The sequence below is a fragment of the Synechococcus sp. R55.2 genome, from assembly GCF_047462075.1.
Taxonomy (GTDB): domain Bacteria; phylum Cyanobacteriota; class Cyanobacteriia; order Thermostichales; family Thermostichaceae; genus Thermostichus.
This window is the reverse complement of the sequence record NZ_JANSIH010000436.1, coordinates 1-16,250: the sequence shown is the minus strand read 5'-3', so window position 1 is coordinate 16,250 and position 16,250 is coordinate 1. Positions and strand designations below refer to the sequence as shown.

11 protein-coding genes and 1 tRNA gene are annotated in these 16,250 nt (G+C 58.9%); 8 read left to right on the top strand and 4 right to left on the bottom strand.

What is annotated here, in order from left to right; genetic code table 11:
* Window positions 1–19: 19 nt before the first annotated feature.
* Window positions 20–1,024, bottom strand: a complete 1,005-nt coding sequence (locus tag NW838_RS14690) for a cytochrome c oxidase subunit II (RefSeq protein WP_414428293.1) — start codon at window positions 1,022–1,024, stop codon at window positions 20–22.
* A gap of 521 nt (window positions 1,025–1,545) precedes the next feature.
* On the opposite strand from NW838_RS14690, the gene NW838_RS14685 reads away from it, so the two are divergent.
* From NW838_RS14685 to NW838_RS14665, 5 genes are all read left to right on the top strand, one after another.
* Window positions 1,546–2,673 carry an FAD-binding oxidoreductase gene (locus tag NW838_RS14685; protein ID WP_414428292.1) on the top strand — a complete coding sequence of 376 codons (1,128 nt, stop codon included), beginning with the start codon at window positions 1,546–1,548 and terminating at the stop codon, window positions 2,671–2,673.
* 260 nt (window positions 2,674–2,933) lie between these two features.
* On the top strand, window positions 2,934–3,629 hold the full coding sequence (locus tag NW838_RS14680; protein WP_414358189.1) for a TPM domain-containing protein: 696 nt from the start codon (window positions 2,934–2,936) through the stop codon (window positions 3,627–3,629).
* Between the two features lie 83 nt (window positions 3,630–3,712).
* Window positions 3,713–3,785, top strand: a tRNA-Thr gene (locus NW838_RS14675).
* Between the two features lie 189 nt (window positions 3,786–3,974).
* Window positions 3,975–5,573 carry a DUF6930 domain-containing protein gene (locus NW838_RS14670; protein WP_414428291.1) on the top strand — a complete coding sequence of 533 codons (1,599 nt, stop codon included), beginning with the start codon at window positions 3,975–3,977 and terminating at the stop codon, window positions 5,571–5,573.
* A gap of 115 nt (window positions 5,574–5,688) precedes the next feature.
* Window positions 5,689–8,196, top strand: coding sequence for a sigma 54-interacting transcriptional regulator (locus NW838_RS14665; protein WP_414358180.1), 2,508 nt, complete (start codon window positions 5,689–5,691; stop codon window positions 8,194–8,196).
* A gap of 27 nt (window positions 8,197–8,223) precedes the next feature.
* On the opposite strand, the gene fni is transcribed toward NW838_RS14665, so the two are convergent.
* Window positions 8,224–9,321 (bottom strand): type 2 isopentenyl-diphosphate Delta-isomerase, encoded by a 1,098-nt coding sequence (gene fni / locus NW838_RS14660; RefSeq protein ID WP_414428290.1) that lies wholly within the window; start codon window positions 9,319–9,321, stop codon window positions 8,224–8,226.
* Between the two features lie 275 nt (window positions 9,322–9,596).
* On the opposite strand from fni, the gene NW838_RS14655 reads away from it, so the two are divergent.
* Window positions 9,597–10,406: a response regulator transcription factor gene (locus NW838_RS14655; RefSeq protein ID WP_414428289.1), complete on the top strand. Its 810-nt coding sequence runs from the start codon at window positions 9,597–9,599 to the stop codon at window positions 10,404–10,406.
* Here the strand turns inward: NW838_RS14655 and NW838_RS14650 are convergent.
* Complete coding sequence (locus NW838_RS14650; RefSeq protein WP_414356269.1) at window positions 10,403–11,464, bottom strand: tetratricopeptide repeat protein; 1,062 nt, start codon at window positions 11,462–11,464, stop codon at window positions 10,403–10,405. The two genes, NW838_RS14655 and NW838_RS14650, sit on opposite strands and share 4 nt — an antisense overlap.
* Window positions 11,465–11,579: 115 nt before the next feature.
* The gene (glgP, locus tag NW838_RS14645; protein WP_414428288.1) at window positions 11,580–14,180 is read right to left on the bottom strand and encodes an alpha-glucan family phosphorylase; all 2,601 of its coding nucleotides are present in this window, start codon (window positions 14,178–14,180) and stop codon (window positions 11,580–11,582) included.
* 663 nt (window positions 14,181–14,843) lie between these two features.
* Between glgP and NW838_RS14640 the strand changes: the two genes are divergently transcribed.
* Both NW838_RS14640 and NW838_RS14635 read left to right on the top strand, forming a co-directional pair.
* Complete coding sequence (locus NW838_RS14640) at window positions 14,844–15,854, top strand: HD domain-containing phosphohydrolase (protein ID WP_414356266.1); 1,011 nt, start codon at window positions 14,844–14,846, stop codon at window positions 15,852–15,854.
* A gap of 44 nt (window positions 15,855–15,898) precedes the next feature.
* Window positions 15,899–16,207: a YlxR family protein gene (locus NW838_RS14635; RefSeq protein WP_414428287.1), complete on the top strand. Its 309-nt coding sequence runs from the start codon at window positions 15,899–15,901 to the stop codon at window positions 16,205–16,207.
* The last annotated feature ends 43 nt before the right edge of the window (window positions 16,208–16,250 follow it).

Genomic DNA, 16,250 nt, shown 5'->3' with positions numbered 1-16,250 from the left:
GGGATGTTGGGGATCCCAGCTAGCCTGCGGAAGGAAGGGATCCAGAATGGGACTGGAGAGACTTCAAATCTGAGGGGGAGACGCCCAAACGCTGGTGGTGGACATGGGCAAAGGCAGACTCGGCCTCAGGGGAGCCTGGCCGAGGAGAGGGATGGACTGGCGAGAAATCTGAAACGAGGGCCAAGGTGCTGCCCTCGCCACGGGCGGCCAAAACTTGCTCCTGCTGCCAGCGCTCGAAGTCTTCCGGCGTATCCACAAACAATTGCCCTGCCATCACCCCATGATAGGGGCCGCACAGCTCTGCGCAGATGATGGGGTACTGCCCCAGTTGAGTGGGCACAAACTCCAGGTGGGTCTCTCGGCCCGGGATCACATCCTGCTTGAGGCGAAACTGCGGCACCCAGAAGGCATGGTTCACATCCAGAGCCGTCATATCCAAGCGCACCCGCTTGTTCAGAGGAAGGTGCAGCTCGCTGGCCACCAGGCCGGAATCCGGGTAGGTGAACATCCAAGCATATTGCATGCCCTGAACTTGAACGACCAGATCCGGCTGGCCCATTTCCTTCCCGGGTAGCACTACAGGGGTATAAGCGTAGCCGGGATCCCCCGCCTCAGCTTCGTGGGAAGACTCCATCGCCATGGCTGCGTGGATGTGCCCGCCGACATCAGCACCCCCGTAGATGGCCTGGTAAACATCCAAGCTGGCCAAGCCTAACCAAAGAATGATCACCGCCGGCACCGCCGTCCACACGATCTCCAACAGCACGTTGCCGTGACTGGGATCCCCGTCGCCTTGGTCACTCCGTCGCTTGCGGTAGCGGACAATACAGTAGAGAAGCACTCCCTGTACCACCAAAAAGATCCCTGTGGCAATGGTTATGGTGCTGTTAAAGAGGCTGTCGAACAAGGGGGCTGATTCGGCAGCAGATTCGGGAAGCAGATGGTGGTTTTGCCCGTACCAAAGGCTGGCAAGGGTCAGGAGGATCCCCATAGCCACCAAGATGATGTTGCTCAGCGCACTCACGACTGCTTTTCCCCAATACAAAGAGCGTCCATCCTAGCAGATAATCTGCTCACAGCGTCTGCAAACTACCTTGCTCAACTTAATCCGTCGTTTTTTACTGTTGCCGTTTTTTATTTTTGTTTGCATTGTTTACGGAGTTTACAAAGTTTTCCGATTGTAGAGTCTGCTTCGCTGCGCACGGCTTCTCCACTAGTATCAGATAGTAGTCTGCGGGAGAGAGAAACCCTGCAGGCTTATGGATCTCTTCAGGATCTTTAGGATCTTTCAGGGTGAGCAGTGACGAGGCGGAGCTTTGGTTCCGAGATTTTCGGCAGACCTGTGTAAGGGCGGTACCACATTGAAGGCTGGCTCTGGTTGAGGGTCATCTCTCCAAGCTGAGATTTTTGCTGGCTGTAGACTGAGGTAGGGTGGGATAACCCCGCAATTGGGCTGGTTTGGACAGGTTTTCTCTCTTTAATCTCTGCTTCTGTTTAATCTCTGCTTCGCTTTCCCCAATGTCTTCTCCCCATTCACTGGCGACCTTGCTATCTGATCCAGGGGATCCCTTGCCGATCCAGACTCCATCAACGGTCTCGGAATTGGCCGGAATCTTAAAGGAGTGCCAAGGGCGGAAAGTGCTGCCGCTGGGGCAGGGGAGCAAGTGGGGCTGGGCCCACTCTGTGGAGCCGGTGGATTTGGTTCTCAGCACGCGCGGCTTACGCCGGCTCATCGACCATGCGGCTGCTGATCTCACCGTCACGGTGGAAGCTGGCATGACTTTGGCGGAACTGCAACCCATTTTGGCGGAGCGAGGGCAATGGTGGCCGGTGGATCCCCTCTATCCGGATCGGGCTACCCTGGGGGGCATTATTGCCACTGCCGATACAGGTTCTCTGCGCTGGCGTTACGGTGGGATCCGCGACTTGCTACTGGGCATGACCTGGGTGCGGGCGGATGGGGAGGTAGCCAAAGCGGGCGGGCGGGTTGTCAAGAATGTTGCCGGCTATGACCTGATGAAGCTGTTCACTGGATCCCTGGGCAGCTTGGGAATTTTGACCCAGGTGAGCCTGCGGCTTTACCCCTTGCCGGCAGCTCAGTCTGCTTTGCTGGCTACAGGATCCCTGCCGGAGCTGGAGGTTTTGTGTCGGCAGGTGCTGACCGGCCCCGTTAACCCTGTGGGGGTGGATCTCTGGCTGAGGGCAGAGGGATCCCAGGTTTGGCTCAGCTTTCATGGATCGGAGCGAGCAATCGCCCAACAGATGGCCCAAACGCGGCGGCTGGCCCCTGCAGGGCTGACTTTGCAGGAAGTGAATCCCGGCTCTCTGTCCCTGCCTCAACCCGGCTCAGGAGCAGTGCTGGCCAAGTTCGGGTGCCTGCCCAGTCAGAGCTTGGCAACACTGGAGCAGTTTCAAACCCTGTTTCCTGGAGCTCAGGTGCAACTGCACCGAGGCTGTGGGCTAGGACGGGCTTGGCTGGTTCAGCCAGAAGTGGGATCCCTAATGCAACTGCAACGCTACCTCAAGTCCGCAGGCGGATTTCTCCTGCTTCTGGAGGCTCCGCCAGCTCTGAAGAGGGCTCTTGCCCATGACTTTGGCCCGGTTGCCAGCCTAATGCGCAAGCTGAAGCAGCAATTTGACCCTGCCGGCACCTTCAGCCCCAGCTTGATATAGGCACTGCCCCTGTCACCGCTCCTTCCCCGGGATCCCTCTGGCCAAACGTCTTGTTCCGGTGCATGATAGATCTATAAGAAATTGAAACATTTCTTAACATCATTTCTCAGTATCTCAGCGTCAAAGCTAGGAGAGGGATCAGCATGAGCATCGAGTGGCAGCGGATACTCCGCGTTGGGGTGGGCTTTTGCCTTGGGCTGTTGATTGCGGTGGGCGGGGGATCCCTGACCTGGGCGCAACCTGCCCTGCCGGTGGTGCCGATGGAGTTGCCCCAGCCGCCTGTGCCGGTCTTGGACTTAGCGGATCAGTTGACCAGCAATCAGGAAGCTCAACTGGCCCAGCATCTGAACAAGTTAGAGCAAGACACCGGCTGGAAGCTGCGGGTGCTGACTCAGTTCGACCAAACACCGGGTCGTCAGGTGAAGGAATACTGGGGCTTGAATGAGCGCAGCGTTCTGATGGTGGCGGATCCCAGGGGGGGCAACTTACTGGCGTTTAATGTGGGGGATGCTGTGCGCGAGATCTTGCCACGTACCTTTTGGATTGAGCTGCAATCTCGCTTTGGCAACCAATTCTATGTGCGGGAGCACGGCACCCACCGCGCCATCTTAGAGACCGTTGATGTCTTGGATCGCTGCTTTCATCAGGGGGGCTGCCGTGTGGTGCCCGGCCTGCCTCAAGAGCAGTGGATCCTGACGCTGGTGACCTCGATTTTGGGGGGGATTGTCCTTGGGTTTGCCGGCAAGCCCCGCCATGCGGAGGAGCTGTTTAACTGGCGTTGGGCCTTGCTCATTTCTCCCCTGTGGTTCATTTTGTTCGGGGCTTTCGGTATCGGCCCGGTGGTCACACGTACTCAGGATTGGATCCCGGTGTTGCGCAACGTCTTGGGGTTTCTGGCAGGGGCTTTGGTGATCTACCTGGCTCCCATTGCTCGCCCGGCAGTGGATCGGCAGTAGCTGACTCGTGAAGTCGGCTGGGCGTCCTTCCCTGCGAGCCTCAGTTCGCAGGGGACAAATGCTAGAATCGGTGAGCAGAAATTGCTGGTGTAGCTCAGTTGGTAGAGCACTCGACTTGTAATCGAGCGGTCGTCAGTTCGAATCTGACCATCAGCTTCTGGTGCCATGGAACTTGGCTCTGCTGTCTCCTCTCGCTGAAGCCGAACTCAGCTTCTACACTGGTGGTTAGATTGGCATTAGCGGGATCCCTGGGTCTTGTTGACAGGAGGCCAAGGCCGATCCCTGCTCAGTTTGGCATACCTACTCAGCCGATTGGGTTGTTCTCCTGATTCTCCTTGGATGTCTATGTCCGGTCTCCCAGCCGCTACGGTTCGTCGATTGCAAAAGCTGCCCCAGGTGCCCTCCGTGTGGGAAGGGGATCGTCACAAGCTCTCAGGATCGCCACCCGTGGGATCCCAAACGGAAGGGGAGTGCATTCTTTGGGTAGATGGCGTTCAGGGCGTGGTACGGGCCATGGAAGTGGTGCCCGCCGATTCTGGCTTTGAGCCGATGGTGCGAACCTTGATTGTGGCCATGGAGCGGCCCCATGCTGCCTCACCTGCTCGTCCCCAGAAGATCATCGTGCGGGATCGAGAGGTGCAATTTTTCTTGCGCGGCATCCTGCACGAGCTGGACATCAAGGTGGAATGCCAGCCGGAATTGCCTCTGATCGACGAGATCCTGCAGAGCTTTGAAGAGGCCAACGAGCGGATCCCTCCCCCTCTGCCGGAACACTATGTTGAGTTGCTGGCCGGCAAAGCCCTTACCCTCTGGCGAGATGCTCCCTGGGATTACCTAGAGGATCACCAAATCTTGGCCATCGACCTAGATCACTGGGACATCCAAACCCTTTATGTCTCGGTGATGGGGCGGTTGGGCATGGAGTATGGGGTGCTTTTTTATCGCTCGCTGCCCTCTCTTAAACAGTTTCGCCAGGATGCGGCCCAGCCGGCCACTCCCGAAGAAATGGAGGAGGCTTTCCTCAGGCAAGATTGTCTCTATCTCACCTTCCAAGCTGGCAATCCTGAACTCAACGAACTGCCGGATCTGGACTTGGCAGATTTGGATCCCGAGGAAATTGAGCCGAACTTCGGCACCATTCACCCCCTGGAAGGCTTGCGCGTGACTTTGCAGGAGGATGAGGCGGCGGCCTTATCGGTGGCCTTGGAAGCCTTGCATCGCTTCTTCAAGCAGTACCACCGCAAGCTGGAAGATGACTTTCGACCCTATCAAGGCCGGTACCGCATTCCCAATCCCCAAGAGAAGGGGACAACCCTTTCGGTGCAGGTGCGCACCCTGCCGGACGTGGCCGAAGAGCTGCTGCAGCTGGAAGGGGAGGCGGAAGAACCTGCACAAACCCTGCTGCGGGATGATTTGGTGCCGGAAGGGGCGCAGATAGGTCTGGGGGTCTTGCCGTGGACAACGGTGGAAATGCTGCGGCGCACGGGGCAATGGCATCCTCTCCCCCAAAGCAAGCTGGTGAAAAATGGAGAAGGGCTGCCGGTGGTGATTGTGCGCACCTCTCGATCAAAAGCAAAGCAGCTCATCGAGAATTTGCGTGGGGAAGGTGGGCCGCAAGGCGTTTGTTTCAACACAGGGGTGGATCCCTTCGATGGCGATCGCTACGACTTGGAAATTGTGCAAACGGGCAATCGCGATCTGCACCTGTTTGGAGAGTTTCCCGAAGATGATCCCGTTCACTCCATGGCTCGCAAGCGCTGGGAGCGGCGTTGCCGGGATACGGGTGGCTATTGCGGCTTGGTGGTGGCGATGGGGGTGAATTCTACGCGCCCAGAGCTGCAAGTGCGCCACATTCTGGCCTTGTTTGAGATGCAGGCTTTGAACCCAACGGGACTGGGACTGGGGCCGATGGTGCGGATTAGCCGACAATTGCACTTGCCTTGACCGTCCAGATGTTGTTCAGATATAAGGATCTCAACAAGCCGGAAGCTGCCCAAAAGAGGCAGGATAATGCAGCTAAGGGATCCTTAGACATCCTTAGCCAACAGAGGCACTGCAGATGACCCCCACTGAGCGTGCCCAGTGGTTGAAAGAGCAGACCTTGTTTCAAAGTTTGGCGCCGGAGAGTTTGGCCCCTCTGGCCGAGCAAATGCAAGAGCACCCTTTTCGCCAGGGGGAGACTTTGGCGGTGGCCGGAACCCTGCCGGATGGGATCCAGATTTTGCTGGAAGGGCGCTGGGAAGAACGGGATCCCCATTCTGAGGATCCGGTCGGCCTGCTGCCCGGCTCGGTGGTGCATCTGGCGGAGGTACTGGCAGAGCAACCCCTTCGTCGCCATTTGCTGGCTGCTTCTGATGGGATCCGGGGTTGGATCCCGGCTGCTGCTGTGCGCCGCTGGGTGACTGAGCAGTCTGGGGAGTTGGCAGGGGCTTTGGCCGAGATGCAAGACCGCCTCAGCTATGAGCAGGAACGGCAGGTGGCTTTGCGCCCCTACTTGGTGCCCAAGGTGGAGCGAGGCATCGTCGGCTCCAGCCGCTACGCGGTGCGCCTGCGTCAGCAGATCAAAGAAGCGGCCCGCAGCTCTGCTCCGGTGCTGATCTTCGGAGAACCCGGACTGGAAAAAGATAACGTCGCCGCCCTGATTCATTTTGGATCCCCGCGGCGGCGCCAGCCCATGATTAAGGTGGATTGCAGCGCCCTGCAGGCCAGTGGTGCCGATTTGTTCGGGCGGGCAGGGGGCAAGCCGGGGTTATTGGAGTGGCTGGGAGAGGGCACGCTGCTGCTGAACAACATCCAAGAGCTGCCCGCCGAGCTGATGCCCAAGCTGCTGCGCCTGCTGGAGACGGGATCCTACACGCCTGTGCAGCGGGGGGAAGGGGATGCGGTTGAGGAGCGTCCCTGTCGCTGTCGCCTGCTGATGGTGTCGGAACGGGCCATCCCCGCTCTTGATCCTTGGGTGATGGCCGTCAAAGTGCCGCCGCTGCGAGTGCGCAAGGCCGATATCAAAGCCATGGCCGACTATTTTCTCAGCCTCTACAGCCGCCGACGTGGGATCCCCAAGCCCAAGCTCTCTCCGGAAGCGTTGCGCCGCTTACAGAGCTACGACTTTCCCGGCAACTCCCGGGAGCTGCGCAGTTTGATCGAGCGGGCGGTGGTGCAGGCTGCAGGGGCACGAGTGCTCAGCGAAGAGGTGTTTTGGGTGTCCCAGCCTCGCGGCAAGCGGTTTCGCCTGAACCTGCTCAACGCCTATCCCGGCTTGCGTCGCTTTCTGCGCAGCCCTTGGTGGCCGGATCGCCTCAACTACAGCTTGGTGTTGCCCCTCTATACCCTGGTGGTGTTTCTCTTGTTCTGGGGGCCTCAGGATCGCGCCCACAACGTGGGGTTAAATCTTTTCTGGGCCTGGTGGTGGCCGCTGGTGCTGCTGGTGTTTCCCTTCTTGGGACGGGTGTGGTGTGCGGTGTGCCCCTTTATGATCTACGGGGAATTGGTTCAGAGGCTGTCTTTACGCATGTGGCCGCGGCAGTTGGGGAAATGGCCGCGACAGCAGGCGGAGCGCTGGGGAGGTTGGGCGCTGTTTGCCGGGTTTGCTCTGATTTTCCTGTGGGAGGAGATCTGGGATCTGCCCAATACGGCTTACCTGTCGGGGTGGCTGCTGCTGCTGATTACCGGTGGGGCAGTGGTATGCTCGCTGGTGTTTGAGCGGCGTTTTTGGTGTCGCTATCTCTGTCCGATTGGGGGGATGAACGGTCTCTACGCTAAGCTCTCGATGACAGAGCTGCGGGCTCAGCAAGGCACCTGTTCGGCAGAGTGCACCACCTACCAGTGCTACAAGGGTGGGCCGGAGAAGGGCGAAGGCATGGCGACAGGAGGCTGCCCCCTCTATTCTCATCCGGCGCAACTGCAAGACAACAAAGATTGCGTGCTCTGCATGACTTGCCTCAAAGCCTGTCCCCATCGCTCGGTGGAGTTTAACCTGCGCCCGCCCGGGATCGAGCTGTGGACTACCCATACGCCCCGCGCCGCCGAAATTGCCTTGCTGCTGTTGCTGTTGGGGGGCATTTACCTACACTGTCTGCCACGGTTGGCAGAACAGATGGCGCAATGGGGTCTGAGCTGGGATCTGAATGGGTTTTGGCCCCATCTGGGGGCTGCTTTGCTGGCTTTGAGTGTTCCCAGCCTTGTGCCCTTGGCAGCTTGGGGCTTGGCCTGGCTGTGGCATAGGCTGGGCCAGGGGGCACGGCCCCGTCGGTTTGCGGAGATGATCTACGGCTATCTGCCTTTGGTTTTGGGGGGAACTTTGGCTTTCTACTGGCCGCTATTTTTAACAGAGGCAGGTCAGGTGCTGCCGGTAACCTGGGCAACTTTCTCCCAGGCGGGATCCCCTCTTCCCATCCTCTGGCAGACTCACCCAGCGGTGATCCGGTTTCTCCAGGGATCCACGCTGCTCTTGGCTTTGCTCCTCTCCTGGGCGCTCACCGGCAAAATCGCCCGCCAAAGCCTGCAGTGGCCCTACCATCTGGGCGCGCTGGTGCTGGTGGTCAGCTTGTGGCAGGTGCTGGGAATTTGATTTCAACCCATTTGTAGTCGTTTCAGGTTAGGGTGAGACGCCTGGGCTATTGAGAGAAGCCTTCGAGGGTAAGGGATCCCAGGTATCCTGCCGCCGCAGAGTAGCTTGTCGCAGCCGGGCCAAGTTGGCCGATCCGGTGCAAAAGGCAGCAATACGTAGCTCCTCGATCACGGCGCGAAAGGTGTCCACCACTGCCTGCATCTGTCCTTGGGAGACGGCGTGTAAAGCGGGGGCGGCCATACCCACCACATCGGCTCCCAGACGGATAGCTTTGGCCGCGTCGATGCCATTGCGGATGCCGCCGCTGGCCACCAGGGGTAAGTCCGGCAGCAGGCGACGAATTTCCAGCAGGGACAAAGCCGTTGGGATCCCCCAATCCCTAAAGCTGTGGGCGATGCGTTTCTTGAGAGCATCTGTTTGGCGATGGGCCTCCACCTCGCTCCAACTGGTGCCGCCCGCCCCCGCCACATCCAGGGCTGCCACGCCGCATTCGGCCAGCTGCTGGGCTACTTTGGCACTGAGGCCATTGCCCACTTCCTTCACCACCACCGGCACCGGTAACTGCGCCACCAACCGTTCGATGCGGCCATACAATCCACGCCAGTCGGGATCCCCTTGGGGCTGAACCGCCTCCTGGAGAGGATTGAGGTGCAGAATCAGCGCATCCGCCTCGATCATCTCCACCGCCCGTCGCGCCTGCTCCAACCCATAGCCGTAGTTGAGCTGAACGGCACCCAGGTTGGCCAGCAGCAGAATATTCGGGGCCACTTGGCGCACCTGGTAAGTCCGGGCCAGCTCTGGATGTTCCAAAGCTGCCCGCTGGGATCCCACCCCCATGGCAATGCCCAACTGTTGGGCGGCGGCGGCCAGTTGTCGGTTCAACTCACGGGCAGCCTTTGTTCCCCCCGTCATGCTGCTGATGAGCAGGGGTGCCTGTAGGCGTTTTCCCAAGAACTCGCAGCTCAGGTCGATCTCCGACAACAGCAGCTCCGGCAACGCCACGTGCTCAAAGAAAAACCGCTCAAAGCCGGTGCGGATCCCTTTGGCAGCCACATCCTGCTGCAGAACAATGTCCAGGTGATCCTGTTTGCGCTCGGAAATGGGGGGGAGAGAATCGGCCATCATGTCAGCAGTGCGGAGCACCTTGGTCTTGGTAGAGATTGTCAGTCTATAACGCCGCGCGCTGCCAAAGGCGAACAGCATTGCCCGTTCGCGCTAGCGGGACGGAGTCCAAGGTGACTCGCTATCTACAACGACAGCGGTGCGGTTCCCGGTAGGGTGCCGGAGGCATAGCACTGTCGCGTCAGCGGTGCGGAGCACTGTCGCGGTAGCGGTGCGGAGCACTGTCGCGGTAGCGGTGCGGAGCACTATGATGTGGGCGGGATCCCAACCGAACAGCCATGCAACCCTTGCACATCTTGCTGGCAGAAGGCAACCCTCATCTGCGCAGCTTGCTGTGTTGGCATTTGCAACAGGCCGGACACCAAGTTTGGGAAGCAGAGACCCTTCGCCAAGCAAAGACTCTGCTGCAACAGCAGCCCATTCACCTGCTGATTTTGGATGCGGAGCTGTCCAACCGCGGCGGGCTGCAATTGTGCCGGTGGGCCCATCGCCAGTACGATCTGCTGATTTTGCTACTCTCCCACCGGGGATCCGAAGCGGACATTATCGCCGGCCTAGAAGCAGGAGCGGACGATTACCTCACCAAGCCCTTTAGTATGCAACTGCTGGATGCCCACCTTCTAGCCTTGGCTCGGCGGCGACAGCGTCATATCCCCCCTACCTTTCTGCAGTACGGGGATCTCAAAATTGACCTGGTGCAACGGCGCGTCGCCTTGGCTGGGGAAGGGATCGACCTCACGCCTCAGGAGTTTAGCCTGCTGATGGTGCTGGTGCAGGCGGATGGGGATCCCGTCTCTCGTCTAGAGCTACTAGAGCGAGCGTGGCCGGATTCCACCGATAACCCTCGCACCGTCGATACCCACATCCTCTCGTTGCGCAAAAAGCTGGAACGGGATCCGCGCCAGCCCAGCTTGATCCACACGGTGCGCAATGTCGGCTACTGCTTTGGCCTCAGCCCCCCTCTGCTGCAGGAACAGAAAACGGTTTCAGGGGCTGCAGGCGGTTCGGGATCTGAACCTCAGCGGCAACGTCGTGGAGCTGCAGCGTTAGGCGAGACACCTGCAAAGAATAGGGTCAAATCCCGCTAGGCAGATTGCGTGGGATCCCAATCGGGGTCGCTCAGTTGCAGCAGAGACCGGCGCACCCGCTGCTCCAAAGCCAGGTTGTGATGTTGGCGGCTGACCTGCAGAGCTGCCTGCAAATCCGAAAAAGCTGTCGCCCTATCCCCCATATTCCAGTAGGCCAGCCCTCGTCCGTACAGGCCATACTCGTCAGAGAGGTCAATGCGGTTCATATCCGCTTCCAGGCGAAAGGCCCGCTCGTAGTCGTCCAGAGCCGCTTTGACCTCTCCCAGCTCATAGAAGAGATTGCCCCTGAGGTAGAGAACGGTGGCCTGGCAGGGTTCTGCCTCCAGGCTGCGGCTGAGATCGGCAATAGCCTCTTCAAAGTGATCGCCACAGGCATGGGTCACCCCCCGCTGATAGTAATGGGCTGGGCTGGGATCCCAGTCAATAGCCTGCGACCAATCGGCCAAAGCCGCCTCCCATTTGCCCAGGTAGCTGTGCAAACGGGCCCGCTGGGAATAGGCAAGCGCTGAGGTGGGATCCAGGCGAATGGCTTCATCCAGATGGGCTAGGGCCAAAGGCAGGGATCCCTGTTGCACGAGCAGGTTGGCCAAGCTGAGGTGGTGGGGGACATTGGGGTGTAGGCGCACCAGCTCAGCAAACTCCGCCGTTGCTCCCTGGAGATCCCCCTGAGATTGACGAATCAGCCCGCGATAAAAATAGGGTTCTGGTCGCCGCGGGGCCAACCGGATCGCCTGGCCGAAATCCTCCAGGGCTTGCGACACTTGGCCGAGGGTAAAGTAAGCTTCTCCCCGCAAAATGTAGGCGTTGGTCAGGCAGGGATCCCGCTGCAGAGCCAAGCTGAGCTGTTCAATAGCCCCCGGCAAATCCCGGTTCAGCCACCGTTCTCGACCACGGTTGTAGGCCAAGATGGCAGGACGGGTGAAGGCAGAAATGGCCGCTGCACCTGCCAGACCCATCACTGCCAAAAGGCGATCCTGCCGCCAACTCGCCATGCTCCCCAGCAACAGGGCAACTGCAATCAAAAGGCGCAAGCCGGCAGAGTCGTGGGCTCTGAACATACTGCTCCGCACCGCTGTCACCAACGCATCCCGTTTTTTCAATTTCTCTTCGATTCTGCCCGATTGGGTTGCCCTCCCTCCTGGCCCGCTCACGCGAGCGTGCTCCGGATCCCCATTAGGCCCAAAGCATCAACCGCAGCTCGTAGGGATCGTGCATGTCGGGGTGGAAGGGGAGCAGGCGGATGGCCAACCCTTGCAAGCCGCTGGCCTCATAGCAAATCTGGCCGGAGAAGATGGCCCGATCCTCCACCGTCTCCACATAGCGCAGGGGGGTCGCCTGTCCCTTCTGAATCTGGCCCTCATCATTGACCGGCCCCTGGTAAGCTTGCACGATCACATCCTGAGGTCGCAGGGATCCCAGCCGCACTTCCACCGTCACGGTGAGGGGATCCCTGGCCATCACCACCTGGTCATCTTGTGCCAAGGCAAGGCCAGCAGCGGGAGCTTTCTTCGGGGTTTCAATTTGGACGTTGAGAACTTGGATGTTGTACCAGTGCTCCTGCAAGTGGCTCTGCCAACGAACGAACTGGCGGGCCGACTCAAAGTGGTCACGGCGCATGCGGTCGAAGTAGTTGCTCAGGGGAATGTAGGCTCGCTGGACGTACTCCAGCACCATGCGCTGCGTGCTGAACTGGGGGCAATTGAGGCGAATCGCCTGCTTCATGCGCTGGATCCACTGGTGGGGTAGGCCATCGCTGCCGCGCTGATAAAAGAGAGGGGCAACCTCCTGTTCCAGCAAGTCGTAGAGGGCATTCGACTCCACCTCATCTTGATAGGCGCGATCCTCATACTCCTCACCGCGGCCAATGGGCCAGCCGGTCTGGTAATAGTCAGCCTCGTCCCACCAGCCGTCCAAAATACTGAGGTTCTGTCCACCGTTGGCTGCCGCCTTCATGCCACTGGTGCCGCTGGCCTCCCGGGGGCGCAAGGGGTTGTTCAGCCACACATCCACCCCGGCCACCATCAAGCTGGTGACATACATGTCGTAGTCCTCAATGAAAACCAAGTGCTGGCGAAACTCCGGCTGCCGCGACACCTGCACGATCTGGCGGATCAGCTCTTTGCCGGGTATGTCGCGGGGGTGGGCCTTGCCGGCAAAGATAAACTGCATCGGGTACTGAGGATGGTTGAGCAAAGCCTTGAGCCGTTCCAGGTTGTGGAACAAAAGGGTGGCCCGCTTGTAGGTGGCAAAGCGGCGGGCAAACCCAATGGTAAGCACCTCCGGGTTGAGGGCCTCAGAGGCCCGTTGGATCTCAGCCGCTGAGGCAGCCCGTTTCTGGAGCTGTTCCATCAAGCGCTCGCGGGTAAAGTTAATCAGGCGGGAGCGGCTGCGCTCGTGGGCCCGCCACAATTCCCCATCCGGAATCCGATCCACCTTTTGCCAGAGGGGATCCGAAGGAGGAGCCTCTGCCCAATCCGGCCCCAGGTAGCGGTCGTAGAGGGCTTGGTTCTCCTCCCCCACCCAGGTGCGGACATGTACCCCGTTGGTGATGGAAGTAATCGGCACTTCTTCCAGCGGGATCCCAGGCCACAGCCGGCTGAACATCTTGCGGGAAACCGCCCCATGCAGCTTGCTCACACCGTTCACAAAAGAGGCCATGTTGATGGCCAGCACTGCCATGCTGAAGGGAGATTGGAAGTCGCCAGTATTTTCCCGTCCCAAAGCCAAAAAGCGCTCCCGGCTCAGGCCCATCTGGCTGTAGTAGAAGCCGAGGTAGTAATCGATCTTGTCGGGCGGGAACAAGTCAATCCCGGCAGGTACCGGCGTGTGGGTGGTAAACATCTGGCTGGACTTGGCCACTTGCCAAGCCTCTTCAAAGCTCAGCCCCTGCTCGACCATCAACAGGCGAATCCGCTCCACCGCCAAAAAGGCCGAGTGCCCTTCGTTCATGTGGTAGACGGTGGGATGGATCCCAAGGGCCCGCAAGGCCCGCACACCGCCGATCCCCAGCATGATCTCCTGGTGGATGCGCAGATCTTGGTCGCCGCCGTACAGCTCATCGGTGATGTCTTGGTCGTACTGGCTGTTGGGCTCGATGTTGGTGTCCAGAAGATAGAGGGGCACCCTCCCCACCGTCACCTTCCAAATGCGGGCGAACACCTTGCGGTTGGGATAATCCACCTCAATGCGAATTTCGCGGCCCTCCGCATCCTTTTGCAGCTCCAGGGGCATGTTAAAAAATTCATTGATTGGGTAGCGTTCCTGCTGCCAGCCGTCGGGGTTGAGGTACTGGCGGAAATACCCCTTTTGGTAGAGCAAGCCCACACCCACCAGGGGCAAGCCCAGGTCGCTGGCCGCCTTGAGGTGATCCCCGGCCAAAACCCCCAAGCCGCCTGAGTAGAGGGGTAGACAATCCGCCAAACCAAACTCTGCCGAAAAATAGGCGTAGCACTCCCCTTCCACCGCTTGGGCCGAACGATACTTGCGATACCAAGTGTCCTCCTGCAGGTAGCTCTGCAGTTGTTGGCTGGCCCGTTCCAACTGGGCCAAAAAGCCGGGATCCTCCGCCAACTCATCCAGCCGTTCCTGCCGAATCCGACCTAGAAAAGCCACCGGGTTGTGGCTGCAGGCATCCCACAGATCCGGATCCATGCGACGGAATAGGCTGCGGGTTTCCACGTTCCAACTAAAATGCAGGTTGTAAGCCAGCAAGCGCAGACTTTCCAGCGGAGCAGGCAAGTAGGGAGTGACCTTGAACGTCCGTAGCGGCTTCATAGAGAATCCGGGAAAAGGGTTGGTTCCACTGTCAGGCTACCTTGGCCTCAGCCGGAGGGCGTGGCTTTTTAGCTTGAGTGCTGATTTTTGACATACTCCCCTGCCTTTAGGCAGGGGATTCTGGTTCCTGGTTCTGCGACAGCACTTACCATATCAGGTCTCGCCTCCACGGCAGCGGTGCTCACCTCCCCAGGCGTTCCCTCTTTCGTTCGCGTCAGCGGGACGGAGTTCTTTGGGGAGAGTGGACAGCGTCTTCTTCACCCGGTAGCCACAATGAGAACAGTCCTGCGAGGTGTATTCCGGAGGAGAACTGAGCAGGGCAGAGGTGAGCAAATAGCCGATGGTTAAAAACGGTACTTAACCGGCCAGTGGAAATGGCCAAGTGCGCTGACGTGGGAGCCTGGGGAGTTGGGTGGGGCATCCACTCTCCGAAGCATCTGTATCAGACTAAACAGAAAGAGGCTTCCAGGATATCTAGGCTCTGTACAAGTGCTCACAAAGTTCTGGATTGGTGGGAAAAACCCCTTCCCTTTCTTAGAGCAGCTCAGTGTAAAGCCTGATGCTCTTTTTTCTCTGATGGGATTACTGTAGAAGTGTTGCAACTGGAATTGTGCGGTGACCGGCTCCTCCTGCGCCCAACTTGCCAAACTCGAGATGCCCAAGATGCCCGTAACGGCTGGGATCCCTGTCACACCTTTTGCGGATCAGGCTGAGGCTGGTCACCTTTTGGTCGTGGATGATCAGCCCAACAGCCGCCTGCTGCTGGGGGATCTGCTGGAGAGCATTGGCTACCGGGTCAGCGAGGCCGAAAGCGGCAATCAAGCCCTGCAAATGTTGAAAACCTTCCAGCCGGATCTGATCTTGCTGGATGTCATGATGCCGGGGTTAGATGGGTTCGAGGTCTGTCGACGCATCAAAGCCAATGACGAGACGCGTTTGATCCCGGTGGTGCTGATTACAGCGGCCAGCGATCGCAAAAATCGCGTGCGCGGTATTGAAGCTGGGGCAGATGATTTCTTGAGCAAGCCCTTTGACGAGTCGGAATTGTTGGCGCGGGTGCGTTCCCTCGTTCGCCAAAAGCACCTCAATGAAGACTTGGATCATGCTGCTCAGGTTCTGTTCGCCATTGCCCGCAGTGTGGAAAGCCGGGATCCCACCACCGGGGATCACTGTGAGCGCCTGGCACAAATGGCCAAGAGCTTCGGCGAGTTTTTGCATCTGCCCCGTCCCCTGATCAAGGTGCTGATGTGGGGAGGTTACCTGCACGACATCGGCAAAGTGGGCATACCCGATGCCATTTTGGGTAAAACAGGCAAGCATACGCCGGAAGAGTGGGAGGTGATGAAATCCCATGTCTTGATCGGGGAGCAAATCTGCCGCCCACTACGCACCATGAAAGAGGTGTTGCCCCTCATCCGTCACCACCACGAGCGTTGGGATGGCAGCGGTTATCCCGACGGCCTCAAGGGGGAAGAGATCCCTCTGGTGGCCCGTATCTTCCAGATCATCGACATCTACGACGCCCTCACCTCGGAGCGACCTTACAAGCGAGCTTTCACTGCTCAAGAGGCTATAGACATTTTGCGGGAAGAAACAGACAGGGGTTGGCGGGATCCCCAGTTGGTGGAGTATTTCTTTGAGTTTCTGCGATCGCAGGCGCCAGATTTGGAGTAGGCTAGATAGGGCTTGCTTGTAGTGTACCAGCAGGATAGAGTCTTTTGCCGGGTGCCGATCCGCTGCGTCGTTGTGTAGGGTGTCGCCAGTTGTTTCCTCGCTCACAACTGTGGCGGCTGGTCAGGCAATTTGATTCCCACCAAGTGCTTTTGGATGAGGGTATGGGGCGTTCTGCCTATGTCTGTCGGCGGCTGGAATGTCTGCAAGCAGCCCGGCGCAAGCAACAGATAAACCGAGCCCTCAAGGCACCTGTGCCTGACTCGTTGTTCCAACGGCTGCTGGATTCTCTTGAGCAAGATTCCCAGGGACATCTCCTCCAAAAGCCTGAGCCTCAGAGGTATTCCCAAACATAGGTAAGATATTTAAACGCCCTTTTAGGTTCATCAGGTTGCGAAC